Genomic DNA, 22,760 nt, shown 5'->3' with positions numbered 1-22,760 from the left:
GATTTATTTAATGTATTTTTTGCGGCTTCTCTTGCAATTTATTATGATTTTTTCGCCAATATTACATAATCATCTAATGCATAGCAGGACTGATACTTTTGACCCAAATACTGTTGGAGTATTGGATTCATATACAGTTGCTTTGGTAATTTTTCTTTAGCAATCTTAGCAAAATCAGCAGCAGAAGAAGGTTTTCTTGAACCTGTTGAAGTGAGATATTTATACCAAATTAATTCTAATCCCAATTCTGCCATAAATTTATCTACTACATTTTTTTCCTGCACTTGATTTTCAATTTGGTGAACATCGTAAATTTTGAATAACTTTTTATCTTGCACAATTAACAGAATATAACCTGACTTTTTTAAGCTACTGACAAATATTTGCTTGTAAGTATTATTAGCTTCAGCTCTCTTAGCTGGATCTGCAAAGAAGCAGTGGGAAATTACGATAAAGTCGAAAAAGTCTTTGGGTAAATTATTCGATTGAGTTTCCCAAGTAAAAATATCAGTAGTAACAAAGCGGAAATAAGCATTCACTGTGGTTAGACGCGACTCTATATATCGTCGCCAAAATTGAAGTCCACGAAACTGGAAAGCATCTTGTTTTTCTAAAGAGTAGTAAGATATGTGCATTTGCGGGATATGAAAAAAACCGCTACTACTTTGGAGAAATAAAGCTAAACCATAAGCAACTGTTCCTGGGCCTGCTGCAATATCAAGGATATTAACCTTACTTGGTAGTAAAGCATCTTGGTAAATGAGAAACCAAGCTAAATATATGCAATATACATTTTCTAAAAAATACTTCATAAAGTAGACATGAGGAGTTAGACTAAAACGGTAGTCTGGGTCTTGTCCAATTTTTAAGTTATTAATATCCTCAAGAGCGTCTTCTAACTTAATAAATAACTGTTTGTCAGGAATTTTACTGAATTCTTCTTTGAGATATTCAACTAGTGTTGATTCAAAATCATCAAATATCCGTTCATCAATACCAGTAGATTGCAGTTTATATTCATCATGTTGTATGAAATTAAAAATATTATAGATATATTTAACAAATTTTTCATCTGGCATTAATATGAGATTAGCTTTTTGTTGAGATGCTTCTGTTAGTTGTTTACTTAAAGTTTCTGTTTGTCGTTTGTATTCTTGGGAATAACGTTCAAGTTGAAGTTTATCCCTAAATAGTTTTTCTAACCATGAGAATGTTGCACCTGATTTTTGAATCTCTTGCAATAGTTGGACTGCACGTCGGATATCCCCGCGTTTTAAAGATAATTTGAACTGCTGACTTCGCCACCAATTTACGATAGAGTTATTCATAACCAAATCCCTCTTTCCCCTCCATAATTTCTACACCTGGAAGCCGAGAAACTAATTTTTCCTTAAATTTCATATAGCTTAATTTCTCATCTTCATACCACCAAGCGTATTTTTGCTTAATTTCTTCAGCTTCTTGGCGAGTTGATGCCATAAGAGAACGACTCTGGCTAGGATGAAAAGCTTGAATTACAACTCTATCGGCGATGGCTAATTTGTCAATAAAAGCAGCTTCATCAGTTGGTAAAGTAGGAAGTAGAGGGGTAATAGTGATAGAAATTTTGGGAAGAAAACCTTTGAAATAATCAATACTTTGTTTAATTTTAGTGATAGAATTTAATCTGGCTTTAATACTGGGCGATCGCGGTTCAAAATCTTTTCTCACTAATTCGCTACCAGTAGGAATGCTCATATTTATTCGCAATCGCTTAAATCGTTGTAAATAATCAATATCTCTAGTAATAATTGGGCTACGAGTTTGAATCACCAAAGTTGGAGTTGGATAACCGTCAATACTCACATCAAGCATTACATCCAATAACCGACGAGTCAGTTGATGTTTAGATTCAAGTGGTTGATAAGGATCAGTAACACTACTCATGTATATACTAGGAGGAATCTGGGGATTTTTTTCATACCATTTTTTTAATTCCTTCGCTAAAATATCAGCAGCATTTTCTTTAAAAATTACCCATTTACCCCAGTCTTGGCGCATTTGAGCATTAGGGGTAAATGCAGCAGCATAGCAATAACTACAACCGTATTGACATCCTCTGTAAGGATTTAGAGTAAAATCATAATTACTAATAAAACCAGTAGCTTTTGTTAAGAGTGATTTAGCACTTTGTGCAAAAACATTGACATCTCCAAACTTTTCTCGGACTAATTTGGTAGGAGTGCATTCGCAATAACCTTCATATTTTGGTTGTGCCATGTGAATCCTGATATTTATTGAGAGTGAATTAACGCACCCTACTTCTTATGATTCCCATTTTTATTTTTAAATGCTCTGTCAGAAAATCGGTTGAGTGGGTTTAAGGTATGTAAGGGAGTTATTTCAGGATTAATTTGGCTCATGGGTTTTTATGTAAAGGTAGAAGTTCGTGCGATCGCTGTAGTTCCGAAAAGCGATACGATAGAAACGAAAGTGGTCAAAACGTAATAACTGCCTACAAAAATGGAAAGATTGCTAAACATCCACATTGAGAAATTACCTGAAGGCGTTTATTTAGCAACATCTGATCAACTTCAAGGTTTAGTAGCTCAAGGACGAACTGTTGCTGAAACTTTAGAAATTGCCCGTGATGTAGCGCGTAAGTTATTAGAAGCACAATCTCAGGATCAAGAACTAGATTATTTGCAACCAATAGCTGAACAATTTAACTATCCTTTAGTTGTGGGTCAGTAGTCAATTCATGGGACGGCTAGCTGGGTTTAGCTACAGACAGATTATCAAAATCTTAAAAACCTTTGGCTTTGTTTTTCATCGTCAAGCCGCAGGGAGTCATGAAATCTGGTTTAATCCTGAAAATAACCGTTACACTACTGTTCCCAATCATTCTGGTGATATGCCAGAAGGAACATTACGTGCAATTTTAAAGCAAGCTGGTATTGAACCTGAAGATTTTCTTAACCGCTCTTAGTAATAAAGAAGGTTGTTATTCATTTTGATTAAGCTTGTTCCTGCTGTTCTAACCAAGCTACCAAATCAGCAACTTCAGAAAAATCAAGCAAATCTTCTCCCAACTCCTCTAACTGTTCAGCAGATAAATTACGAACCTGCTCAACTAATGATGCATCAATATCACCAAAGCGCCGTTTCATCTGACGACTAATCAATTTAAACGTTTCTTTTTGAACGACATCTTGATAAATTACAGACTCTTTCACATATCCTTCTGCAAAAATTTTAGTTCCTCTTTTGCTGTTCTAACCAAGCTACAAAATCAGCAATTTCGGGAAAATCAAGCAGTTCCTCTGCCAAATTTTCTAACTGTTCAGCAGATAAACTCCGAACCTGCTCAAATAATGATGCATCGATATCACCAAAACGCCGTCTAAGCATACGACTAATCAATTTAAACGCTTCCTTTTGAACGATATCTTGATAAATTACAGACTCTTTCATAATATCCTCCTGTAAAAATTGACTAACCAAATCCTTGTCAAACCGCAAACCTGCCAGAATTTCTACACAACCCGCGATATTTTGTCGCTCCTCCCTATCTGGAATTGTAGCGACTTGTTCAGCCACTTGTGCCAGTAAACTTTGCGGCGAATCAGTTCGTGTCAAACTTGCTAAAGGTAACAGCGCCGGATTAACTAAAAATAGTGTTGAATCTTGCTCCCAAAGACGAACAACCTGATATTGGTGAATCGTCGTATTGTCTCGATATTCTTCAGTAAAAGCGATTTCGTTAGTAGTTTCCTGCAAAAAGATTAGCACTTGCACTACAGGACAACGGTATTGGCGCTTCAACCTCACTGAATAATCGAGCATTCGGAAATTAAGCGCCGGATTAGATTTCGCCAAAGTTTGAAATTCAATGTGCAAAATTTGGTTAGCCGCTTGCAAAAATGTCACAGAATCTGCACGAATTGGTTCAAGCGTGAGTTCCGTTTTTAAGACTTCAATTTGTTGCACCTCTACCCCAAGCAACCAACGCACAAACTCGGCTGGGTACTGTTCAGCTAAATATTTACAAGCGTTGTCGTAACTCACCCTCTTCCTCTTCTCCTGACACAAAAAAACAGCCGCTTTCTTTACGGAAGCAGCTGTTTTCACAAATTATCTGACTACAAAGTATTAGTAATCGAAGTCTCCACCGCCAGCGCCAGCGCCAGCAGGAGCGCCATCCTTAGGCTCAGGCTTGTCAACTATGATACATTCGGTTGTCAACACCATACCAGCGATAGAAGCAGCGTTTTGCAGAGCAGAACGAGTCACCTTAGCAGGGTCAACAATACCAGCAGCTAACAAATCGACAAATTCGTTTGTCGCAGCGTTGTAGCCAACGTTGAATTCTTTCTCTTTCACGCGTTCAGCGATCACAGCACCATTCTGACCGGCGTTTTCAGCAATCCGCTTCAGAGGTGCAGGTAAGGCGCGAACGACAATCAAAGCACCAATCAACTCTTCATCTTTAAGGTTGCTCTTTGCCCAAGTTTCCAAGTCGGGAGCTAGGTGAGCCAGACTTGTACCACCGCCAGGAACGATACCTTCTTCTACAGCAGCTTTAGTAGCGTTGATAGCGTCTTCTAGACGTAACTTCTTGTCTTTCATTTCGGTTTCGGTCGCTGCACCCACTTTCACGACCGCAACACCACCAGAGAGTTTAGCAAGACGCTCTTGCAGTTTCTCTTTGTCGTAAGAAGATTCGGTTTCATCGATTTGACGACGAATCTGTTCGACACGAGCCTTAACACCAACTTCGTTACCTTCGGCAACAATTGTAGTGCTGTCCTTAGTGATGGTGATCCGGCGAGCTTTACCCAGGCTATCCAGCTTGGTGTTATCTAGCTTCAGACCAGCATCTTCGGTAACTAGTTGACCACCAGTTAAAACAGCGATGTCTTCTAGCATAGCTTTGCGGCGATCGCCAAAGCCAGGAGCCTTAACAGCAGCCACGTTGAGGACACCGCGTAAACGGTTTACTACTAAAGTTGCCAAAGCTTCTTTTTCAATATCTTCGGCAATAATCACCAAAGGACGACCAGCACGAGCTACTTGCTCTAAGACTGGTACAAGGTCTTGTACTAGGGCGATTTTCTTATCGGTCAGCAGTAGGAAAGGCTCATCAAAAACCGCTTCCATCCGTTCAGCGTCGGTGGCGAAATAGGGAGAGATGTAGCCTTTATCAAAGCGCATCCCTTCAGTAATTTCTAACTCGGTGAACATCGATTTCCCTTCTTCTAGGGAAATTACGCCTTCCTTACCCACTTTGTCCATTGCTTGGGCAATCATCTGACCAACTTCTTCGTCATTACCAGCCGAGATTGCACCAACTTGGGCAATGGCTTTGGAATCTTCCACTGGACGAGCATGTTCAGCAATTTTTTCTACGAGGAAGCTGGTAGCTTTGTCTATACCACGCTTGAGGGAAATCGCATTAGCACCAGCTGCAACGTTCCGCAAGCCTTCTTTGACGATCGCATGGGCTAAAACGGTGGCAGTGGTGGTGCCATCGCCCGCAGCATCGTTGGTTTTTGAAGCAGCTTGACGAATCAAAGCTACGCCAGTGTTTTCAATGTGGTCTTCTAATTCGATTTCTTTAGCAATGGTTACACCGTCATTGACGATTTGCGGTGCGCCAAATTTCTTTTCTAGAACTACGTTACGACCTTTAGGGCCAAGGGTAACAGCTACAGACTCAGCCAGGATGTCAATGCCTCGCTCTAGGGCGCGACGGGCGTTTTCGTTGTAGATAATGCGCTTTGCCATAGGTGTCTAAATTCCGGGAGTAAGTCAATTTTTTCTTGAATTGGGCATTGGGGAGTAAGTGCGTTGGGGAGCCACTGCGTTGGACGGGTTTCCCGGCTTAAAGCAAGTGGCGTCGGCTTTGCCGACTTGAAACAACTGGCGTCATCGGGCATTGCTAATGATTTCTATGCCCCATTCCCTATACCCCACTAGATAACGACTGCTAAAATATCTTTTTCAGAAAGCAGTACATATTCTTCGGTGCCGAGTTTGATGTCAGTGCCAGCGTACTTAGAGTACAGCACCTTATCGCCGACTTTAATTTCCAATTCCTGACGGCTACCGTCATCATTACGCTTGCCAGGGCCAAGGGCGACTACTTCCCCTACCTGGGGCTTTTCCTTGGCGGTGTCGGGCAAATACAGACCACCTGCGGTCTTTTCCTCAGAGGCGCTCACTTTTACGAAAACGCGATCGCTCAAAGGTTTAACTGTAGAAACGCTTAAAGATAAAGCTGCCATATTATTTTCTCCAGAGTTTAGCACTCTCAACTCCTGAGTGCTAATCTATCGAAAAGTGGCGTCCAATGGCAAGAATTCCTTGAGTACGGGTTCCCGAACTAGAAGATCATCAGTGTACTTAAGTGTGCTCAAGTATAAATGCTTAAATATTTATACTTAAAGAGTTCCGTTCTGTAAGTTACGAATATTTTTATCTGGTCAAAGGGAGTTCGGAGTTATAAGAATTCTTCCCCATTTCCCATTACCCAGTCCCCATTCCCCATTCACTTTTTCAATCAACTTTATTTGCAAAGCTTGGAAATTGTTATAGAACTGTAATCAGGGAGCCACTCGATAAGTAACAATACAGTGATCCAGTTCAGCCATCAAATCCCCAAAACCACTAAGTCTCCAGAACATAAAGCCCTGAGTAATTGTGTAGAAACTTTAGGAATTGCAAAAATTCAGCGACACATTCTTATTTGCGCTGACCAGACAATTGCTAACTGCTGCTCAAAACCAGCTAGTCTGGAATCCTGGGAATATTTAAAAAAGCGACTTAAAGAGTTAAAACTTGATGAGCCGCAACAGAGTCATCCCATTTGCGTCTTTAGAACTAAAGCCAACTGCTTGCACGTTTGTTGTTCTAGAACCATAATGGTGGTTTACCCTGATGGGGTCTGGTATCGCCAAGCAAACCCAAAAGTTATTGAGCGGATCATCCAAGAACACTTAATAGGCATAATGGCGGTTGAAGAATATGCATTTTTAACCTATCCTTTGCCAGAAACTTCCCTAGTTTCTTGTGAACACCTTATAGAGGCTTAACAACCCAAGGATATGGTATAACAGTAAGCTTTAAGAAAGTGCGGGTTGGTTTTGAGGTAGGGTCATCTTTAAGCCAATACTTACTTGTGAGTCAGAAGGATTATTATTTAATCAGTGTTTTTTCGCCCGTCACTTTCAATGCGATATATAATAGCGCATTATAGATACTACTGCTATACGTATCCTTGCTGGACTTTTGCTATCGAGCTACTAGTCTCTTGAAAGTGCTCGGCATTTTTGAGACTTCGAGACAGTAAAGGCAAGTTAAGTAGGAAAAAGGACAACATCTCGAATTAACCCACCATAGAGGATAAATATTCAAGACTTTGATGGACCGAAGCGCGACAAGTGCCACTGCTATGAAAGAGCCCAGCATGAAAGATCACAAACGACTTCTATTGATTGATGATGACCCTAACCTCATCTTGCTGGTGAAGGATTACTTAGAATTCCGGGGATATGAAGTCATCACGGCTGAAAATGGACGTGAAGCTCTGGAAATTTTAGAGCAAGATGTTCCAGACATGATCATTTGCGATGTGATGATGCCGGAAATGGACGGATATACTTTTGTGGAACAAGTCCGGCAAAACGAACGCACCAGCTGGATTCCAGTTCTTTTCCTTTCAGCTAAGGGACAAAGTGCAGACCGAGTTAAGGGTCTGAATAAAGGTGCTGATGTTTATATGGTCAAGCCCTTTGAACCAGAAGAACTCGTAGCGCAAGTTGAATCCTCGCTGAAACAAACTATCCGTTGGAAAGAACACCAAGCTAAAGGAGGCGAAAACGGTTCCCGTATCCAGGTTCCCTTCGATGTGCAATTAACCCCAACCGAACTGAAAGTAGTCCAGTTTGTCGCTAGGGGTTTAGCTAACCGGGAAATTGCTGAAGAACTAAATGTTAGTCAGCGCACGGTTGAAAGCCATGTGTCCAATATGTTGGGCAAAACCAATCTCCACAACCGCACTGAACTAGCGCGGTGGGCGATTGAAAATCAAATGGCTTAAACAAAGTTAAGAGTTAAAAGTTAGGAGTTATGAATTATGAATTTTTTAACTCCTAACTCCTAACTAAGATTTATCACCCATCTTCTTCGGGGCTAGATTGGTGCAAAACTTCTAAATCCAGTTCATCCAGGTAAGTTAAGGCGCTTTCAATCTGGGAAGTCGTTCCTCGTAGTTTCAGATCCAAACAGCTATATTCTGGCACGTTAGTGCTTATCTGAGCATCAGCAATAATGATTGTGACCCCATAGTGAGAAACCAGTCATGAAATGACTGGTTCCTCATGCAAGTCTTTAGGAATGCGAACCTAGATGCGAGTTTGGGTGCGTCTATTATCTAAAATATCTGTATTAGATTTTACTTGTTTATTTGGAATTGCCATTCTAGCTTCCTACTCGACTTCTGGGATGAGGGTTTTACTTTGCACAATTCTTTTAACATTAGCGTCACTTATCCCACGCAGGCAAGCAAGAAAGTATTTGCTTTTGCAAACCATTAATCTAGATTTGGTAAATGTGAAAAATTGCTCCTAATTCGGTAGTTATGAGGTTAATTGTTATTCTATAGTGCTTTTCGAGCAGATTTAATATAGCCAATCTGTAGGGTTACAACAATTGTTGTAACCCTAATTTATTGTATATGAGATTTAATACTGAAGTGATAAGTGCTATATATGTTACTTTGTCAAAATTTTAGGGAACTCTACTAATAGAACCTTAATAGGTTTAGCCCTCTGTTTAGATATCAATAAAAATCGATTCTTTAGGATATTTACTTCTGTGTAATGACCTATTGTATAAATCCCCATTGTCCAAAACCTGTTGACCCAGTGAATGCAAACAACCTTATTTGCCGTAACTGTGGGTCAGAAATACTGTTGCAAGGTCGCTATCGGGTAATCAAACAACTAGGACAAGGTGGCTTTGGTAACACTTTTGAAGTTGACGAGTGTGGGAAAACTAAAGTTTTAAAAGTGCTGACTGAGAAGAACCCCAAAGCCATTGAACTGTTTCAGCAGGAAGCAAAGGTTTTAAGTCAGCTAAACAGTGTGGGTATTCCCAAGGTAGAACCAGATGGTTATTTTACTGTTTTACCTAAAAATAGCTCTGTACCATTGCACTGTTTAGCAATGGAGAAAATTGAAGGCGTAAATTTAGAGCAGTGGATGGAATTTCGTAATTATCAACCTATTTCTGAAACTCAAGCTCTCAATTGGCTCAAACAACTTGTAGAAATTCTCGCTTTAGTACACGCTCATCAATATTTTCACCGTGATATTAAGCCTCAGAATATCATGCTGCGACCAAGTGGGCAGCTTGTCTTAATTGATTTTGGTGCAGTTCGACAAGTCACGACAACCATTGTGGCGGGAAATTCCCATACCAGAATTATTTCACAAGGCTATTCACCACCAGAGCAACAAAACGGTTATTCAGTACAGCAGTCAGACTTTTTTGCATTGGGACGGACTTTTATTTTTCTGCTCACAGGTAAGGAACCCCAGGATAAAGAAATTTATGACCCTCTGACAAACGAATTGCACTGGCGAAAATCTACACTCAATATTTCTCCACTATTGGCAAATTTAATCGACCATTTAATGGCTCCTACTGCAAATCATCGTCCTCAAAATACGCAAGTGATTTTGCAGAAATTGGACGGAATAGAAAAAAAGTTACAAACGCCTAGAATACTATGGCAACAAACGGCAATTCAATCAATCAATGGGTCTAAGTCTGCTGCGTCATCTAGTTCTGTTGCTACTGTATCAGTCAGTGGAGCTAAATCAGTCAATGCCTCTTCTAGCCAGACTCAGAAAAGCCAAAAACTTTGGCAACTTCTCATCGGTTTAGGACTGGGATGTTTTGCTGTTGTTATTGCGGCTATTAATCAACCAAACACCAAAAATCCGGTTTCTGTTTCTCCTCTAGAAAATGTTCCGCTAGCTATTCCTAGTCCAGTTACCCAAATTCCTGAAATCCCATTAACTACTAACTCTCAACCTACAATAAGTCCTTTAACTTTGCCTACATCTGACAAAGTTGAAGCCGAACAAGCTCAAACAGAGGAGATAGAAAAACAAAAACTTCAGGCTGCTTTCAAAGCGGAGGAAGAGAGACAAGCGGCTATTAGAAAAGAAGCTGCTGTTAGAACAGCAAGAGAGCAGTTAGAAGCTGTGGTAAGGGAAAGAAGAGAGATGAGGAAAGGAAGAGAGCAGTTAAATGCTGATATAAGGGCAAGGGCTTTAATAACACAAAAAAGGCAACAAGCCGATAAACAGCAACAGACAAAAATTAACCTTGAAAAAGCTAAACAAGCTTATTTGCAAACTAAGGAGCGAGCAAAAACAACTGTAGCAACCTCAAATAAACGGCAATTACCATCTAAACAAGAAGTTCCAACAAAACAACCAAGCAATGCAGTAAATACAAATGATGATAGGGATAATATCCCTAATCCTTGGGAATCTACATATCCCATACCTAAAACTTCCAATGAATTAGAACAAGTAATAAGAGAGGGAAATCAATGATGAAATTCGCAGTGAAAAGCTTAATTACTTTGGTGGTAACTAGCTCGGCTTTGTTGTTAACACCAATGAAAAGTGATGCACAGGTAAATATGACTAGACTAGCTCAGGTGGCGAAAAGCTGCCAAGAAGATATATTTTCTTCTAACTATTACAAGCGAATGGGATTTGATACAAATAGTATTAATCAATATCTGAGAAATTCCTATAATTATAACAAAGAGCAAGCAATCAGCTATTTTATCAACAATACCTGATATCCTTTCTTTAAGGCTGCTATGTATGACAATATTTGTAAATTCATTGCCGAAAACTTCAAAGATGACTTGGCAACTTGGTTACTAGGTTCACCGATTAAATTAACAGAACTTAGCCCTACTGAATTATCAAACGAACCAATTCGCGCCGATTCACTAATCTTATTGCAATCTGATGATTTAGTTCTACATACTGAATTTCAAACTGATGCTGATGAAGATATCCCCTTTCGGATGTTAGATTATCGGGTTAGGGTTTATCGCCGCTTTCCTAACAAAGAAATGCGTCAAATAGTAATCTATTTGAGAAAGACAAGTTCACAATTAGTCAGTGAAAACACTTTTAGATTAAACAACACTTACCATCAGTTTGAGGTAATACGGCTGTGGGAACAACCTACAGATAGGTTTATGAGCATTCTAGGTCTATTACCCTTTGCCGTGCTAAGTCAGACAAACGATCCTACAATGGTATTAACCCAAGTAGCTAAAGCAGTTGAAGCAATTAGCGATCGCCAGCTACAAAGAAATATAGCTGCTGCCAGTGGCATTTTAGCAGGTCTGGTGTTAAATAAAAATGTAATTAGCAAGATTTTAAGGAGTGAGATTATGCGCGAATCAGTCATTTATCAACAAATCCTAGAAGAAGGTGAAGCCAAAGGTAAAGCAGAAGGTAAAGCAGAAACAACAAGAAAGTTGGCTTTAAATTTGCTACGAATTGGAATGAGTTTAGAACAAATTGCTCAAGTTACTGAATTACCTATTGAGCAAATTCAAGTTTTACAAGAGGAGATTCAAAAATCCTAATTTTAACTAATAGCTTTAGAATATATGCGATTATACAAGCAAAACCCGCGAATGCGGGTTTCAAAGTTTTTATTAGTCCGCGCCAACGGACTTGGTTTGTGTAGATGCAATTTATAATCGCCTGGTTTTCAAATTCTCAAACTAAAACTCAGCACTTTGTGGTGTACGCGGAAACGGAATCACATCACGAATATTTCCCATACCAGTCATAAATTGTACGAGTCGTTCAAAACCTAACCCAAAACCAGCGTGGGGGACAGTACCATAACGACGCAAATCAAGATACCACCACAAGTCTTCTGTTTTTAATCCTTGTGCTAACACACGGCGTTCTAAAATATCTAAACGTTCTTCGCGCTGCGAACCGCCGACAATTTCGCCAATTTTAGGTGCAAGAATATCCATTGCGCGGACGGTTTTTTCATCGTCGTTTAAGCGCATATAAAAAGCTTTGATTTGCGCTGGATAATCTGTAACGATCGCAGGCTTTTTAAATAATTGTTCAGCTAGGTAACGTTCGTGTTCTGATTGTAAATCTAAACCCCAACTCACAGGATATTCAAATTTAACATCGGCTTTTTCTAAAAGTTTAATGGCTTCTGTATAAGTTAAGCGTTCAAACTGATTATTAATAATATTTTCGGCTGTTGCCAATACAGATTTATCAATGCGTTCATTGAAAAATTCCATATCTTCTGGGCAAGTTTCCAACACATACTTAAAAATGTGTTTGAGAAACGCCTCAGCTAAATCCATATCGCCTTCTAAGTCACAAAAAGCCATTTCTGGCTCAACCATCCAAAATTCTGCTAAGTGGCGGGACGTGTTGGAATTTTCTGCACGGAACGTAGGACCAAAGGTGTAGACGTTACTAAACGCCATCGCCATCACTTCCGCTTCCAACTGGCCGCTAACTGTTAAATATGTGGGTTTAGCAAAAAAGTCTTGGCTGTAATCTACTGCTTGGTTTTGTGTGCGGGGAATATTCTTTAAATCTAAACTGGTAACGCTAAACAGTTCACCCGCGCCTTCGCAGTCGCTAGCAGTGATGATCGGTGTGTGTACCCACAAAAAGCCTCTTTCGTAGAAAAATTGGTGAATTGCTGTCGAACAAGCATTTCTGACGCGGAAAACTGCACCAAAAGAATTGGTACGCGATCGCAAATGTCCAATGGTTCGCAGAAACTCAAAGGAATGGCGTTTCTTTTGCAGGGGATATGTATCGGGATCAGCTTCTCCATAAACTTTCACAGACTCGGCTTTCAACTCAATCCGCTGTCCTTTACCCAGAGAAGCCACTAATACTCCTGTCACCTCAACAGCAGCACCTGTATTTAGTTTTTTCAATATAGCTTCATAGTCTGGCAAATCTTGATTAATCACGACTTGCAAATTAGCTAGTGATGAGCCGTCATTGACTTCAATAAAAGCAAACCCTTTGGACTCGCGTTTCGTCCGCACCCAGCCTTGAACTTGGAGAGACTCATCAGGTTGACCACTTCGCAATATTTCTGCAATTCGTCGATTTACCATATTTATCCAGCATAAGACTTTAATATCCAGCCTATGATAACGCCCATTCCACCAAAGCGGACGACTTGCCAGAAAGGTTTTTTGAGGCTACGCCAAGAAAATAACTGGCTTTCTAAGTTTAGTTCTAGCATTTCCAACTGCTGTTGAATTTGCCGTAACTCTGCTTTGATTTCTGGTGTCTGAGATTTATTGTGCTTGAGTTTATCTCGGTGCTGTTGCCATTGTGCCTGTTGTTGGCGATCGCGCTGCACTTGATCGTAACGTTCTCTTAAGGACAAGAGCGATCGCTCTACTTCCTCTAGTTCTTGTTCAAAATCTGGTTCGGGATTTTCTGCTGACGACTGTGATTGTTTAGACGGCTTCATTTACAAGTAGTACAGTAGAAGTAAATGCAAATGTGCCAATAATTATGTCTCAATCTACCCAGCTGCCTAAAACCACTCAACTGAATGAACTTAGTACTTTGGAACTAGCTCAAGCCCTCATGGAAAGGCTGAGTATCTCCCCTAACGATTGGCATCGCCTCAAGTCTAACCGCAATTCCCGCGCTAATGAACAAGTGGCAGCAGCTATTGTGTATCTTTTAAAAAATCAGCCACAAGAAGCTCAAGCTAGATTAGAACAGGCAATTGGTTGGTTAGATCGCTCCATTTCTGCCCCTCCCTGCCCAACTCACGAAAAAAGTTAGGAGTTAAGAGTGATGAGTTAAAAGTTTTAAACTCTTAACTCTTAACTTTTAACTCCTAACTCCTAACTACCCTACCGTCGCAGAGATAGTCCTCGGCGATTTTCCATTTGTTTACAAAGCCTCAATTCTGTGCCTTTGCGGTTCCACTCTACCTGATCAAAAATTTGATAGAGAAGACATAAACCACGACCACTTTCTGATTCATCTGGTGGTAAATAGTCTGTTGGCTCCTCATCACTACTCGATGAAGGAGTAAAGCCACTACCCTGGTCTGATATTATCCACCAATATTGATTATCTATTAAGGAAAAACGGACTACAACTGTCTTACTTGGATCAAGATTATTGCCATGTTTAGCTGCGTTTACTAGGGCTTCTTGAAGTCCTAGCCGCAATTCTGCTTGTAACTTCGTTGGAATTTCTGCCAACAGTAAATCTAATATTGGACAAAGATAGAGGGTTGAGGCAAAACTAATAGTGCCCCAATAACGTCCAACTGGACGGAGTGAAATAGTAATCACAAGAGAAACCCCATAGCTTTCAGTTAGCTAGACATCAGTTTGCTATTACAGGCACCCTGATAAAACTTGAGGTGGTCATGCTGCCTTCAAACTTGCGTCTTTAAAACTAAATTTTGAAAATGCTAGGGAGCATTGGCTGTATGTATGAGTTGGGATTGTTTAGATATATAGCGGCTGGAATAAATTAGATAATCAAGTTAGCAACTTAAAAAGATGCTAATAATTTAATAGAGTATCGGCATACTCTAGTTAATTGCCGATTTTTCATTTACACAATCCAATTCATATTTTTAAGAGCCTATGCAGCTTGAATTTATTTAAACAAAATGAATTTCTATTTTTAGCTTAATTCAATTTTAGCATCTTTGGTATGCAGTAAACTACAAATTTAAAATTTCAGTTTTTTTTAAAGGATTTAGTATCCTTGTCCAAATGTGATAGCACAAGAAAGGCGGCAGCTTCAACATGAGCAGTTTGAGGAAAAAAATCGGCAGGTTGTACCCGTGTGATAGTATATTGCCCATCTTCACAAAGCAATTTCAGGTCGCGGGCCAGGGTAGCTACTTTACAGCTAACGTAAACGATCCTATATGGTTTCAATTGGCGTAAAGTGTCGATGACAGTGCGATCGCACCCCTTACGTGGCGGATCAAGTATTACTACTTCTGGTATTATGCCCATTTTTGTCAGCAATTTCTCTACTGCCCCAACTTGGAATGTCACATTATCAATTCCGTTACGCTGGGCATTCAAAATAGCTTGTTCTACTGCTGCTGGTTGCACTTCTAATCCTGTAGCAATACGTACTTTTTTGGCGAGGGGTAAAGTTAAAGTCCCAATACCACAGTAGGCATCAACTAGCAACTCATGCCCTTGAAGATTGAGTTCTGATTGAATTACCTGCAATAGTGCCTCTGCTGTTTCTGTATAAACTTGGAAAAATGTATCTGGGCGCACTTGAAATTCCAATCCAGCAAAATTTTCACGCAGGTGTGGGACTCCAGCGATGCAACGGGTTTCTGATCCAAAGATAACATTTGTGCGATCAGAGTTGCGATTGAGCGATACTCCGACTAACTGAGGATAGCGCTTTAACCATTCCTGGGCTTGGGTTTCAATTCCTGATAAATTCCAGTTATTCACCACCAAAGTCAGCAACATTTCTCCAGTATGTCGGCCAATGCGTAAACCGAGATGGCGAATTTGTCCAAGGTGGCGCTGTTCGTCATAAATTTCCCAACCCCGTTGTTGGATATCCTGCTTAACTTCGGCAAGTAAGGGATTTAATCGCGCGTCTTGGACTGGACATTGATTTAAATTAATTAATTGGTGACTACCTTTTTGGTAGTAACCAGCTTGTATCTGTCCTGTTGCCGATGTGCCCAGAGGATATGTAGATTTATTCCGGTAGTTTAAAGCAGAAGGGGCGGCAAGTACCGGATCTATCGGTGGTTGGACAAAACCGCCAATGCGTTCCAAAGCTTGGATAACTTTATTTTGCTTGGCTACTAGCTGGTAATCATAATTAATATGTTGCCACTGGCAACCACCGCACTTATCCGCCACAATACAACTAGGTCGTATCCGGTGGGGGGATGGTGACAATAGCTGCTGGAGCTTCCCGTGGGCGTATTTGGGTTTAACATGTACCAAGCGCACAATCGCGCGATCGCCTGGGACAGTATCTGGGACAAACACCACACGTTCATCAGCACGTCCCACACCATCACCTGTATCACTCAGGTTAGCGATCATCACTTCAATTAATTCACCCTGTTGCCAAACTATTTTAGTCATTAGTCATTAGTCGTTGGTCATTAGTCATTGGTTTAGTTGTCCTCCCCTGCTTCCCCTGCACCCCTGCCCCTTCATCCCCCTCATCTCCCCAAACAGATAAATTCAATACATAAGTCGCTCCTATCCCTTCACTTGTGTACCTCAGACTCGCTAAACTAACAGATAATATTTCAGGTGATTTCAATAATCATGACTGTAATTAGCCAAGTTATTCTCAAAGCCGATGATGAACTGCGTTATCCCAGCAGTGGCGAACTTAAAAATATCAAAGACTTTTTGCAAACCGGCGTACAACGGACGCGGATTGCAGCTTCTTTAGCTGAAAACGAAAAAAAGATAGTTCAGGAAGCAACCAAACAACTTTGGCAGAAGCGTCCTGACTTTATCTCCCCCGGGGGTAATGCTTATGGAGAACGCCAGCGTTCTTTATGCATCCGTGATTTTGGCTGGTACTTACGCCTAATTACCTATGGTGTACTTGCCGGCGACAAAGAGCCAATTGAAAAGATTGGTTTAATTGGCGTGCGGGAAATGTACAATTCATTGGGCGTTCCCGTGCCTGGAATGGTAGAAGCGATCAATTCCCTCAAAACAGCCTCCCTTAGCTTACTGAGTGCGGAAGACGCTGCCGAAGCAGCACCTTACTTTGATTACATCATTCAAGCGATGTCTTAATACAAAGTGTGTGCTAATTCTAGGAGTATACTTCCGGTCTACTAGAGTGAGTGCAAGATATTAGCGCTCGATAGGCATAAGATCCTCAATTTGATCATACCCTCCCCACATTTGGTAGTGGCTGTGGCAAAATCTTTGTCAAGTTATCAACCAGTTGTGGGGAAATTTTATTGGGTATAGTTACGGGGCATGGGGCATTTCTGAAAGAATGAAGGATATATGGACATAAAAAACCGACAGTCCTTGATTAAGGCTGTCGGCAATTAAGTGTGTTCCCTATTAATGACTCGGCTAGAGTTCAGTTGTCATTAATTATGCCTAGTTAGCCATCGCAGGGAGACGATCCTAATCATAAATACGTGTGATTCTCGTCACTTGATTGTTACAGCTAAACTGCATATACTCGAATAATCTCTGAGTTCCAGTAAATCTATGCAAGTTTGGAGCTAAGAGTATATACGCTGCTAGATACTTTTTCAGCTTAAGAGCAAATAACACCAATTAGACACTCAGGGGTTGAAACACGAAATAGAGGAATTAACAAACTCATGCCCCGTTTGCCAAAGTGCTGTAGTCAAAAGAGCTATCTGCAAAGATGAATTTCTCAAAGCCAGTCGTAGACAAGCTAATGGAGCTTCCATTATTGTTGAAACTGATATTGGCACTTTTAAGGGTATTGCCAGAAATCACACCAGATACGAAGAGTTCAGAGCGATTAAAAGCTCTCAGATCGAGGGTGTCAAAACCGTCCCCACCATCAACAGTTGCTTCCCCGAATCCTTTGAAGTAGTCATTCCCAGTGCCTAGAGCAATCTTGATGCCGCCACCGATAGAGACTTTCTGCTGAACTCCATCTAAGATACTGGTGGCGATAAGAGAGTCATTGCCATCGCCAGTCTTGATGATTCCTTGTCCATAAATGCCATAGGCAATACCAGCAATTGTTGAAGATGTCTGTCCGGTAAGCTTGTCAGAACTATTGCTCCGTCGCCTGTATTCAGACTGCCACTGTTAGCGATGCCTGTCCCATCTTTGCCCTGATCAACGCCGATGCTGGCAGCAGCCGTGCCCTTAATGGTGTCATTTCCTGAAAGCGTATAAATAAAACCTGCAGTTAAAATATCAATACCAATTGTCGGTGATCCATTTAACTCTTTCCCAACTAAAGTGTCAGAACCAGGGGTAGCGATGAAATTCGGTGGAACGGTAAGTTTAGCCATGCTCAAAATCCTCTTTATTAGATTAGTAAGGTCAGTTTGCTCATTGAGATGAGTAGTCTCTCAACAAAATTCCCAAAACCCTTTATTCAAAAGCCATTCAGTAATTGAGTCCGCTGTTGTAGAAGTCACTTCAGACAAATGAAATACCAATGAAATATATCAGATTTCAGAGTATTAAAACTTGCGATCGCTTTTTATGAATTTTTTCTGCCTTTAGATAAATGGCTCCTTTGACAGGCTGATAGCCATTTCCATAACCTGGAAATCATCTATGCACATTACAATAAAGTAAAATTTTATACTTTAATTTTCTCAATATAATTACTACTATTTCAGGATTTAATATAATTTCCTTTTAGACGTATTACAAATATTTATTAAGTAAATTTATTTAGTTTCTTTTTAGCATTTAGCCATGAACCATCCTAGAACTGCACCTACAGGGCAAGTAAATCGATAGAATAATGCTCTGTACAATTGGTGCATTATTTCCATGACCGCCACATCTCCTGCTTTCTTTTCCCCCCAACAAATCGCCGCGGAAGGTCTTAAACCAGAAGAATACGCAGAAATTGTCCGTCGGTTAGGTCGTCATCCCAACAAAGCTGAACTGGGAATGTTTGGGGTGATGTGGTCAGAGCATTGCTGTTACAAAAATTCTCGACCTCTACTCAAACAATTTCCCACTGAGGGGCCCCGCATCCTCGTGGGCCCCGGTGAAAATGCTGGTGTTGTAGACTTGGGTGATGGACTCCAACTAGCCTTTAAGATTGAATCCCACAACCACCCCTCAGCAGTCGAACCCTTTCAGGGAGCCGCAACGGGAGTAGGAGGCATTCTCAGAGATATCTTTACAATGGGTGCGCGTCCCATTGCCATATTAAACTCACTGCGCTTTGGTTCTTTAGAAGATGCCAAAACCCAACGGCTGTTTAGCGGTGTAGTGGCAGGAATTGCCCATTATGGTAATTGTGTGGGAGTGCCCACCGTTGGTGGCGAAGTTTACTTTGACTGTGCTTACTCTGGTAATCCTCTGGTGAACGTTATGGCACTAGGGTTAATGGAAACACCAGAAATCGTTAAATCTGGAGCATCTGGCTTAGGCAACCCCGTGCTTTATGTTGGTTCCACTACTGGGCGCGATGGTATGGGGGGCGCGAGTTTTGCTAGCGCAGAATTGAGTGATCAGTCAATAGACGATCGCCCTGCTGTGCAAGTGGGCGATCCATTTTTGGAAAAGTCGTTAATTGAAGCTTGTCTGGAGGCGTTTAAGACAGGTGCAGTTGTCGCTGCCCAGGATATGGGAGCAGCAGGGATCACCTGTTCTACCTCAGAGATGGCGGCAAAAGGCGGTGTGGGAATTGAACTAGATTTAGATAAGATTCCTGTAAGAGAAACGGGGATGGTTCCCTATGAATATCTGCTTTCAGAATCTCAAGAACGGATGCTGTTCGTTGCCCACAAGGGGCGTGAGCAGGAATTAATCGACATTTTTCACCGTTGGGGACTTCAAGCAGTTGTCGCCGGTACAGTCATAGCTGAACCGATCGTGCGGATTCTCTTTCAGGGTGAAGTAGCAGCAGAAATTCCGGCTGAGGCTTTGGCAGAGAATACCCCACTATATCACCGGGAGTTGTTGGCAGAAGCCCCAGAATATGCCCGTCAAGCTTGGGAATGGACTGCTGATTCCTTACCTGATTGCACAACTGCTGGAATAGAACTCCAAGGACGTCTGCAAAGTTGGAATGATATTCTCTTAACTTTGCTCGATACACCCACGATCGCTTCTAAAAGCTGGGTATATCGTCAGTATGACCATCAAGTGCAGAATAATACAGTAATACTGCCAGGTGGTGCAGATGCCGCTGTTATCCGTTTGCGCCCCCTAGAAAAAATCCCTAATCAAAAATCCCCAATCCAAAATCTAAAATTAGGGGTGGCGACGACGGTAGATTGCAACCCTCGTTATGTTTATCTTCACCCTTATGAGGGAGCTAAGGCTGTGGTGGCAGAAGCTGCACGCAATCTTACCTGTGTGGGTGCAGAACCTCTGGCGGTGACGGATAACCTGAATTTTGGCTCTCCAGAAAAACCGATTGGTTACTGGCAATTGGCAGAAGCTTGTCGCGGTTTGGCAGAAGGTTGTCGAGAATTGGCGACACCCGTCACAGGCGGAAATGTCTCTTTGTACAATGAAACTCTTGATGCTCAAGGCATTCCACAACCCATTTATCCTACTCCTGTTGTGGGTATGGTAGGCTTGATTCCCGATATCACCAAAATTTGTGGTCAAGGTTGGCAAGCCATTGGCGATGTGATTTATCTTCTCGGATTGCCTCTGGCATCCAAAATCAGTTTGGGAGCATCCGAGTATTTAGCCACTATTCACGGTACTGTTGCCGGAAAACCGCCACGGGTAGATTTTGACTTGGAACGCCGCGTCCAGAAAGTTTGTCGTGAAGGAATTCGTAATGGTTGGGTACGTTCAGCCCATGATTGTGCTGAGGGGGGAGTGGCGATCGCTCTAGCCGAATGTTGTATTGCTGGCAACCTTGGTGCCCAAATCAATTTAGAAATAGCATCAACTCAGGCACTGCCTCGCCTTGATGAGGTGCTGTTTGCCGAAGGCGGTGCCAGGATTTTAGTTTCTGTAGCATCAGAACAACAAGAAATTTGGGAATCATACTTAGAGGAACATCTGGGTCAAGAATGGCAAAAACTGGGTATAGTTAGTAATTTCGAGACGGGTTTGGGGGTTTTCACTACTGATAACCAAGCCTTAATCAAAGTTAGGATCGAAGATATGAATGATCGCTATTCCCATGCGATCGCCAGACGTCTCGCCATCCACACCACTACCCACAGTTAAAGAAGTTAGGAGTTGAAAGTGAGCAATTAGGAATAAAAAGCATAACTCCTCACTCCTCACTCTTTTATTAACTTCCCTGAGCATAATTACGGTACTGTTTTAATGGATGGTTAAAGATTTGTTAAGAACTCTGCCACCATCTATCGACACAATCCCAGTGACTTGACCCCCCCACCAGGAGCAAAGCTAGCATGATTTCTATTCATTCTGTCACTTCGGATGAATACCCCGAGCAGACCAACAACCCAATCAATAGTCATGATAATCAGCCTGACAAGCCAGAAGAAGCTTGTGGTGTTTTTGGTATCTACGCACCAGCAGAAGACGTTGCTAAACTGACCTACTTTGGATTGTATGCCCTCCAGCATCGGGGTCAAGAATCAGCCGGTATTGCCACCTTTGAGGGTACACAAGTACATCTTTACAAAGACATGGGCTTGGTGTCTCAAGTTTTCAATGAATCCATTTTGGATCAATTGCCTGGTAGCCTTGCTGTTGGTCACACTCGTTATTCCACCACAGGTTCTAGCCGCAAAGTTAATGCCCAACCCGCAGTGCTGGAAACCCGTTTAGGTTCATTAGCATTAGCACATAATGGCAATTTAGTCAATACAGTGCAACTGCGTCAAGAGTTGCTTGAGAATAAATGTAACTTAGTCACAACAACAGACTCAGAAATGATCGCTTTTGCGATCGCAGAAGCCATTAATGCTGGTGCAGATTGGCTAGAAGGTGCAATTCAGGCAGTTCATCGTTGCCAAGGAGCCTTTAGTTTAGTTATTGGCACTCCTAACGGCGTTATGGGTGTTCGTGACCCCAATGGCATTCGCCCCCTAGTAATTGGGACTTTAGCTGGTAATCCAGTTCGTTACGTTTTGGCTTCCGAGACTTGTGGTTTAGATATCATTGGAGCCGAATACCTGCGAGATGTAGAACCAGGTGAATTAGTTTGGATTACTGAAGAAGGTTTGGCTTCCTATCATTGGAGTCAACAGCCTCAGCGGAAATTGTGTATCTTTGAGATGATTTACTTTGCCCGCCCTGATAGTGTCATGCACAACGAGAGTTTGTACAGCTACCGAATGCGGTTAGGGCGGCAACTAGCAGCAGAGTCTTTTGTAGATGCCGATATTGTTTTTGGTGTTCCTGATTCTGGTATACCTGCTGCTATTGGATTTTCCCAAGCGTCTGGTGTATCCTACGCCGAAGGTCTGATTAAAAATCGCTATGTTGGGCGAACTTTCATTCAGCCAACTCAAACCATGCGCGAGTTGGGTATCCGGATGAAACTCAACCCCCTCAAAGATGTGCTGGCTGGTAAACGAGTGATCATTGTAGACGACTCGATTGTGCGGGGTACTACCAGCCGTAAATTGGTCAAAACCTTGCGTGATGCTGGTGCAGTAGAGGTACATATGCGAATTTCTTCCCCACCAGTAACTCATCCCTGCTTCTATGGCATCGATACCGATTCTCAGGATCAGCTGATTGCTGCTACCAAGTCAGTAGCGGAAATTGCCAAGCAACTGGAAGTAGACAGCCTCGCCTATCTCAGTTGGGAGGGAATGTTAGAAGCGACACGAGAAGACACTAATAATTTTTGCTCTGCCTGCTTCACCGGAGATTATCCTGTAGCGATTCCTGAGCAAGTGAAGCGTTCTAAGTTGAGTTTAGAAAAGGTAGTGGTGTAGGGGCTAGGGCGTGTTTTCAAACTATAACCATAATAAAATGGAGGCGATGGCTGCGCCAACGTCTTCGACGAACGTAATCATAGCTGTATAATTTA

The 22,760-nt window shown here is 41.6% G+C and carries 25 protein-coding genes; 12 read left to right on the top strand and 13 right to left on the bottom strand.

The window, feature by feature from the left end:
• Positions 1-41 precede the first annotated feature (41 nt).
• Together V7L29_RS18555 and V7L29_RS18550 are read right to left on the bottom strand one after the other, a co-directional pair.
• The gene (locus V7L29_RS18555; protein ID WP_334736421.1) at positions 42-1,328 is read right to left on the bottom strand and encodes a photosystem II assembly protein; all 1,287 of its coding nucleotides are present in this window, start codon (positions 1,326-1,328) and stop codon (positions 42-44) included.
• Positions 1,321-2,259: an SPL family radical SAM protein gene (locus V7L29_RS18550; RefSeq protein WP_334736420.1), complete on the bottom strand. Its 939-nt coding sequence runs from the start codon at positions 2,257-2,259 to the stop codon at positions 1,321-1,323. Before V7L29_RS18550 ends, V7L29_RS18555 begins: the two co-directional genes overlap by 8 nt.
• Positions 2,260-2,502: 243 nt before the next feature.
• On the opposite strand from V7L29_RS18550, the gene V7L29_RS18545 reads away from it, so the two are divergent.
• Positions 2,503-2,733 (top strand): type II toxin-antitoxin system HicB family antitoxin, encoded by a 231-nt coding sequence (locus V7L29_RS18545; RefSeq protein ID WP_334736419.1) that lies wholly within the window; start codon positions 2,503-2,505, stop codon positions 2,731-2,733.
• 7 nt (positions 2,734-2,740) lie between these two features.
• Positions 2,741-2,968, top strand: coding sequence for a type II toxin-antitoxin system HicA family toxin (locus V7L29_RS18540; RefSeq protein WP_334736418.1), 228 nt, complete (start codon positions 2,741-2,743; stop codon positions 2,966-2,968).
• A 28-nt stretch (positions 2,969-2,996) separates the two neighbouring features.
• Here the strand turns inward: V7L29_RS18540 and V7L29_RS18535 are convergent, their stop codons facing one another.
• The 4 genes from V7L29_RS18535 to groES form a co-directional block, all read right to left on the bottom strand.
• Positions 2,997-3,215, bottom strand: coding sequence for a DUF4351 domain-containing protein (locus V7L29_RS18535; protein WP_334736417.1), 219 nt, complete (start codon positions 3,213-3,215; stop codon positions 2,997-2,999).
• 19 nt (positions 3,216-3,234) lie between these two features.
• The gene (locus V7L29_RS18530) at positions 3,235-4,047 is read right to left on the bottom strand and encodes a DUF4351 domain-containing protein (RefSeq protein ID WP_334736416.1); all 813 of its coding nucleotides are present in this window, start codon (positions 4,045-4,047) and stop codon (positions 3,235-3,237) included.
• A gap of 84 nt (positions 4,048-4,131) precedes the next feature.
• Complete coding sequence (gene groL, locus V7L29_RS18525) at positions 4,132-5,766, bottom strand: chaperonin GroEL (RefSeq protein WP_334736415.1); 1,635 nt, start codon at positions 5,764-5,766, stop codon at positions 4,132-4,134.
• Between the two features lie 188 nt (positions 5,767-5,954).
• Positions 5,955-6,266, bottom strand: a complete 312-nt coding sequence (gene groES / locus V7L29_RS18520; RefSeq protein ID WP_292766180.1) for a co-chaperone GroES — start codon at positions 6,264-6,266, stop codon at positions 5,955-5,957.
• Between the two features lie 348 nt (positions 6,267-6,614).
• On the opposite strand from groES, the gene V7L29_RS18515 reads away from it, so the two are divergent.
• On the top strand, positions 6,615-7,073 hold the full coding sequence (locus V7L29_RS18515; protein WP_334736414.1) for a (2Fe-2S) ferredoxin domain-containing protein: 459 nt from the start codon (positions 6,615-6,617) through the stop codon (positions 7,071-7,073).
• Positions 7,074-7,402: 329 nt separating this feature from the next.
• Positions 7,403-8,080, top strand: a complete 678-nt coding sequence (locus V7L29_RS18510; protein ID WP_012407592.1) for a response regulator transcription factor — start codon at positions 7,403-7,405, stop codon at positions 8,078-8,080.
• 73 nt (positions 8,081-8,153) lie between these two features.
• Here the strand turns inward: V7L29_RS18510 and V7L29_RS18505 are convergent, their stop codons facing one another.
• Positions 8,154-8,339, bottom strand: a complete 186-nt coding sequence (locus V7L29_RS18505) for an NIL domain-containing protein (protein ID WP_334691536.1) — start codon at positions 8,337-8,339, stop codon at positions 8,154-8,156.
• Positions 8,340-8,861: 522 nt separating this feature from the next.
• On the opposite strand from V7L29_RS18505, the gene V7L29_RS18500 reads away from it, so the two are divergent.
• Genes V7L29_RS18500 through V7L29_RS18490 form a run of 3 tightly spaced genes read left to right on the top strand, consistent with a single transcriptional unit; the run spans position 8,862 to position 11,671 of the window.
• Positions 8,862-10,610 (top strand): serine/threonine protein kinase, encoded by a 1,749-nt coding sequence (locus V7L29_RS18500; protein WP_334736413.1) that lies wholly within the window; start codon positions 8,862-8,864, stop codon positions 10,608-10,610.
• On the top strand, positions 10,607-10,864 hold the full coding sequence (locus V7L29_RS18495; RefSeq protein WP_334736412.1) for a hypothetical protein: 258 nt from the start codon (positions 10,607-10,609) through the stop codon (positions 10,862-10,864). Before V7L29_RS18500 ends, V7L29_RS18495 begins: the two co-directional genes overlap by 4 nt.
• A gap of 21 nt (positions 10,865-10,885) precedes the next feature.
• Positions 10,886-11,671, top strand: a complete 786-nt coding sequence (locus V7L29_RS18490) for an Rpn family recombination-promoting nuclease/putative transposase (RefSeq protein WP_334736411.1) — start codon at positions 10,886-10,888, stop codon at positions 11,669-11,671.
• Between the two features lie 141 nt (positions 11,672-11,812).
• Here V7L29_RS18490 and asnS read toward each other — a convergent pair whose 3' ends face one another.
• Together asnS and V7L29_RS18480 are read right to left on the bottom strand one after the other, a co-directional pair.
• Complete coding sequence (asnS, locus tag V7L29_RS18485; RefSeq protein WP_334736410.1) at positions 11,813-13,204, bottom strand: asparagine--tRNA ligase; 1,392 nt, start codon at positions 13,202-13,204, stop codon at positions 11,813-11,815.
• Positions 13,205-13,206: 2 nt separating this feature from the next.
• Positions 13,207-13,569, bottom strand: coding sequence for a hypothetical protein (locus V7L29_RS18480; RefSeq protein ID WP_334691499.1), 363 nt, complete (start codon positions 13,567-13,569; stop codon positions 13,207-13,209).
• A 44-nt stretch (positions 13,570-13,613) separates the two neighbouring features.
• On the opposite strand from V7L29_RS18480, the gene V7L29_RS18475 reads away from it, so the two are divergent.
• The gene (locus V7L29_RS18475; RefSeq protein WP_334736409.1) at positions 13,614-13,892 is read left to right on the top strand and encodes a DUF6439 family protein; all 279 of its coding nucleotides are present in this window, start codon (positions 13,614-13,616) and stop codon (positions 13,890-13,892) included.
• A gap of 71 nt (positions 13,893-13,963) precedes the next feature.
• On the opposite strand, the gene V7L29_RS18470 is transcribed toward V7L29_RS18475, so the two are convergent.
• The 3 genes from V7L29_RS18470 to V7L29_RS18460 all read right to left on the bottom strand — a co-directional run bounded on the left by V7L29_RS18470 (position 13,964) and on the right by V7L29_RS18460 (position 16,394).
• A complete protein-coding gene (locus V7L29_RS18470) occupies positions 13,964-14,413 on the bottom strand; it encodes an ATP-binding protein (protein WP_334736408.1) in 450 nt (149 codons plus the stop codon).
• 396 nt (positions 14,414-14,809) lie between these two features.
• Positions 14,810-16,210 (bottom strand): 23S rRNA (uracil(1939)-C(5))-methyltransferase RlmD, encoded by a 1,401-nt coding sequence (rlmD, locus tag V7L29_RS18465; protein WP_334736407.1) that lies wholly within the window; start codon positions 16,208-16,210, stop codon positions 14,810-14,812.
• Positions 16,203-16,394 carry a hypothetical protein gene (locus V7L29_RS18460; RefSeq protein ID WP_334736406.1) on the bottom strand — a complete coding sequence of 64 codons (192 nt, stop codon included), beginning with the start codon at positions 16,392-16,394 and terminating at the stop codon, positions 16,203-16,205. Before V7L29_RS18460 ends, rlmD begins: the two co-directional genes overlap by 8 nt.
• Before the next feature lie 5 nt (positions 16,395-16,399).
• On the opposite strand from V7L29_RS18460, the gene V7L29_RS18455 reads away from it, so the two are divergent.
• Positions 16,400-16,885, top strand: a complete 486-nt coding sequence (locus tag V7L29_RS18455) for an allophycocyanin subunit alpha-B (protein WP_334691503.1) — start codon at positions 16,400-16,402, stop codon at positions 16,883-16,885.
• Positions 16,886-17,401: 516 nt separating this feature from the next.
• Positions 17,402-17,692 carry a hypothetical protein gene (locus V7L29_RS18450; protein ID WP_334691504.1) on the top strand — a complete coding sequence of 97 codons (291 nt, stop codon included), beginning with the start codon at positions 17,402-17,404 and terminating at the stop codon, positions 17,690-17,692.
• Between the two features lie 47 nt (positions 17,693-17,739).
• On the opposite strand, the gene V7L29_RS18445 is transcribed toward V7L29_RS18450, so the two are convergent.
• Positions 17,740-18,105, bottom strand: coding sequence for a hypothetical protein (locus tag V7L29_RS18445; protein ID WP_334691505.1), 366 nt, complete (start codon positions 18,103-18,105; stop codon positions 17,740-17,742).
• A gap of 493 nt (positions 18,106-18,598) precedes the next feature.
• Between V7L29_RS18445 and purL the strand changes: the two genes are divergently transcribed.
• Together purL and purF are read left to right on the top strand one after the other, a co-directional pair.
• On the top strand, positions 18,599-20,974 hold the full coding sequence (gene purL, locus V7L29_RS18440; protein ID WP_334736405.1) for a phosphoribosylformylglycinamidine synthase subunit PurL: 2,376 nt from the start codon (positions 18,599-18,601) through the stop codon (positions 20,972-20,974).
• Between the two features lie 191 nt (positions 20,975-21,165).
• Positions 21,166-22,665 (top strand): amidophosphoribosyltransferase, encoded by a 1,500-nt coding sequence (gene purF, locus V7L29_RS18435; RefSeq protein ID WP_334691507.1) that lies wholly within the window; start codon positions 21,166-21,168, stop codon positions 22,663-22,665.
• The last annotated feature ends 95 nt before the right edge of the window (positions 22,666-22,760 follow it).

The sequence above is a fragment of the Nostoc sp. genome (assembly GCF_036916575.1).
In the GTDB taxonomy this organism is placed as follows: Bacteria; Cyanobacteriota; Cyanobacteriia; order Cyanobacteriales; family Nostocaceae; genus Nostoc.
Note: the sequence above shows the minus strand (reverse complement) of the source record. Positions and strands in the feature narration are given on the sequence as shown.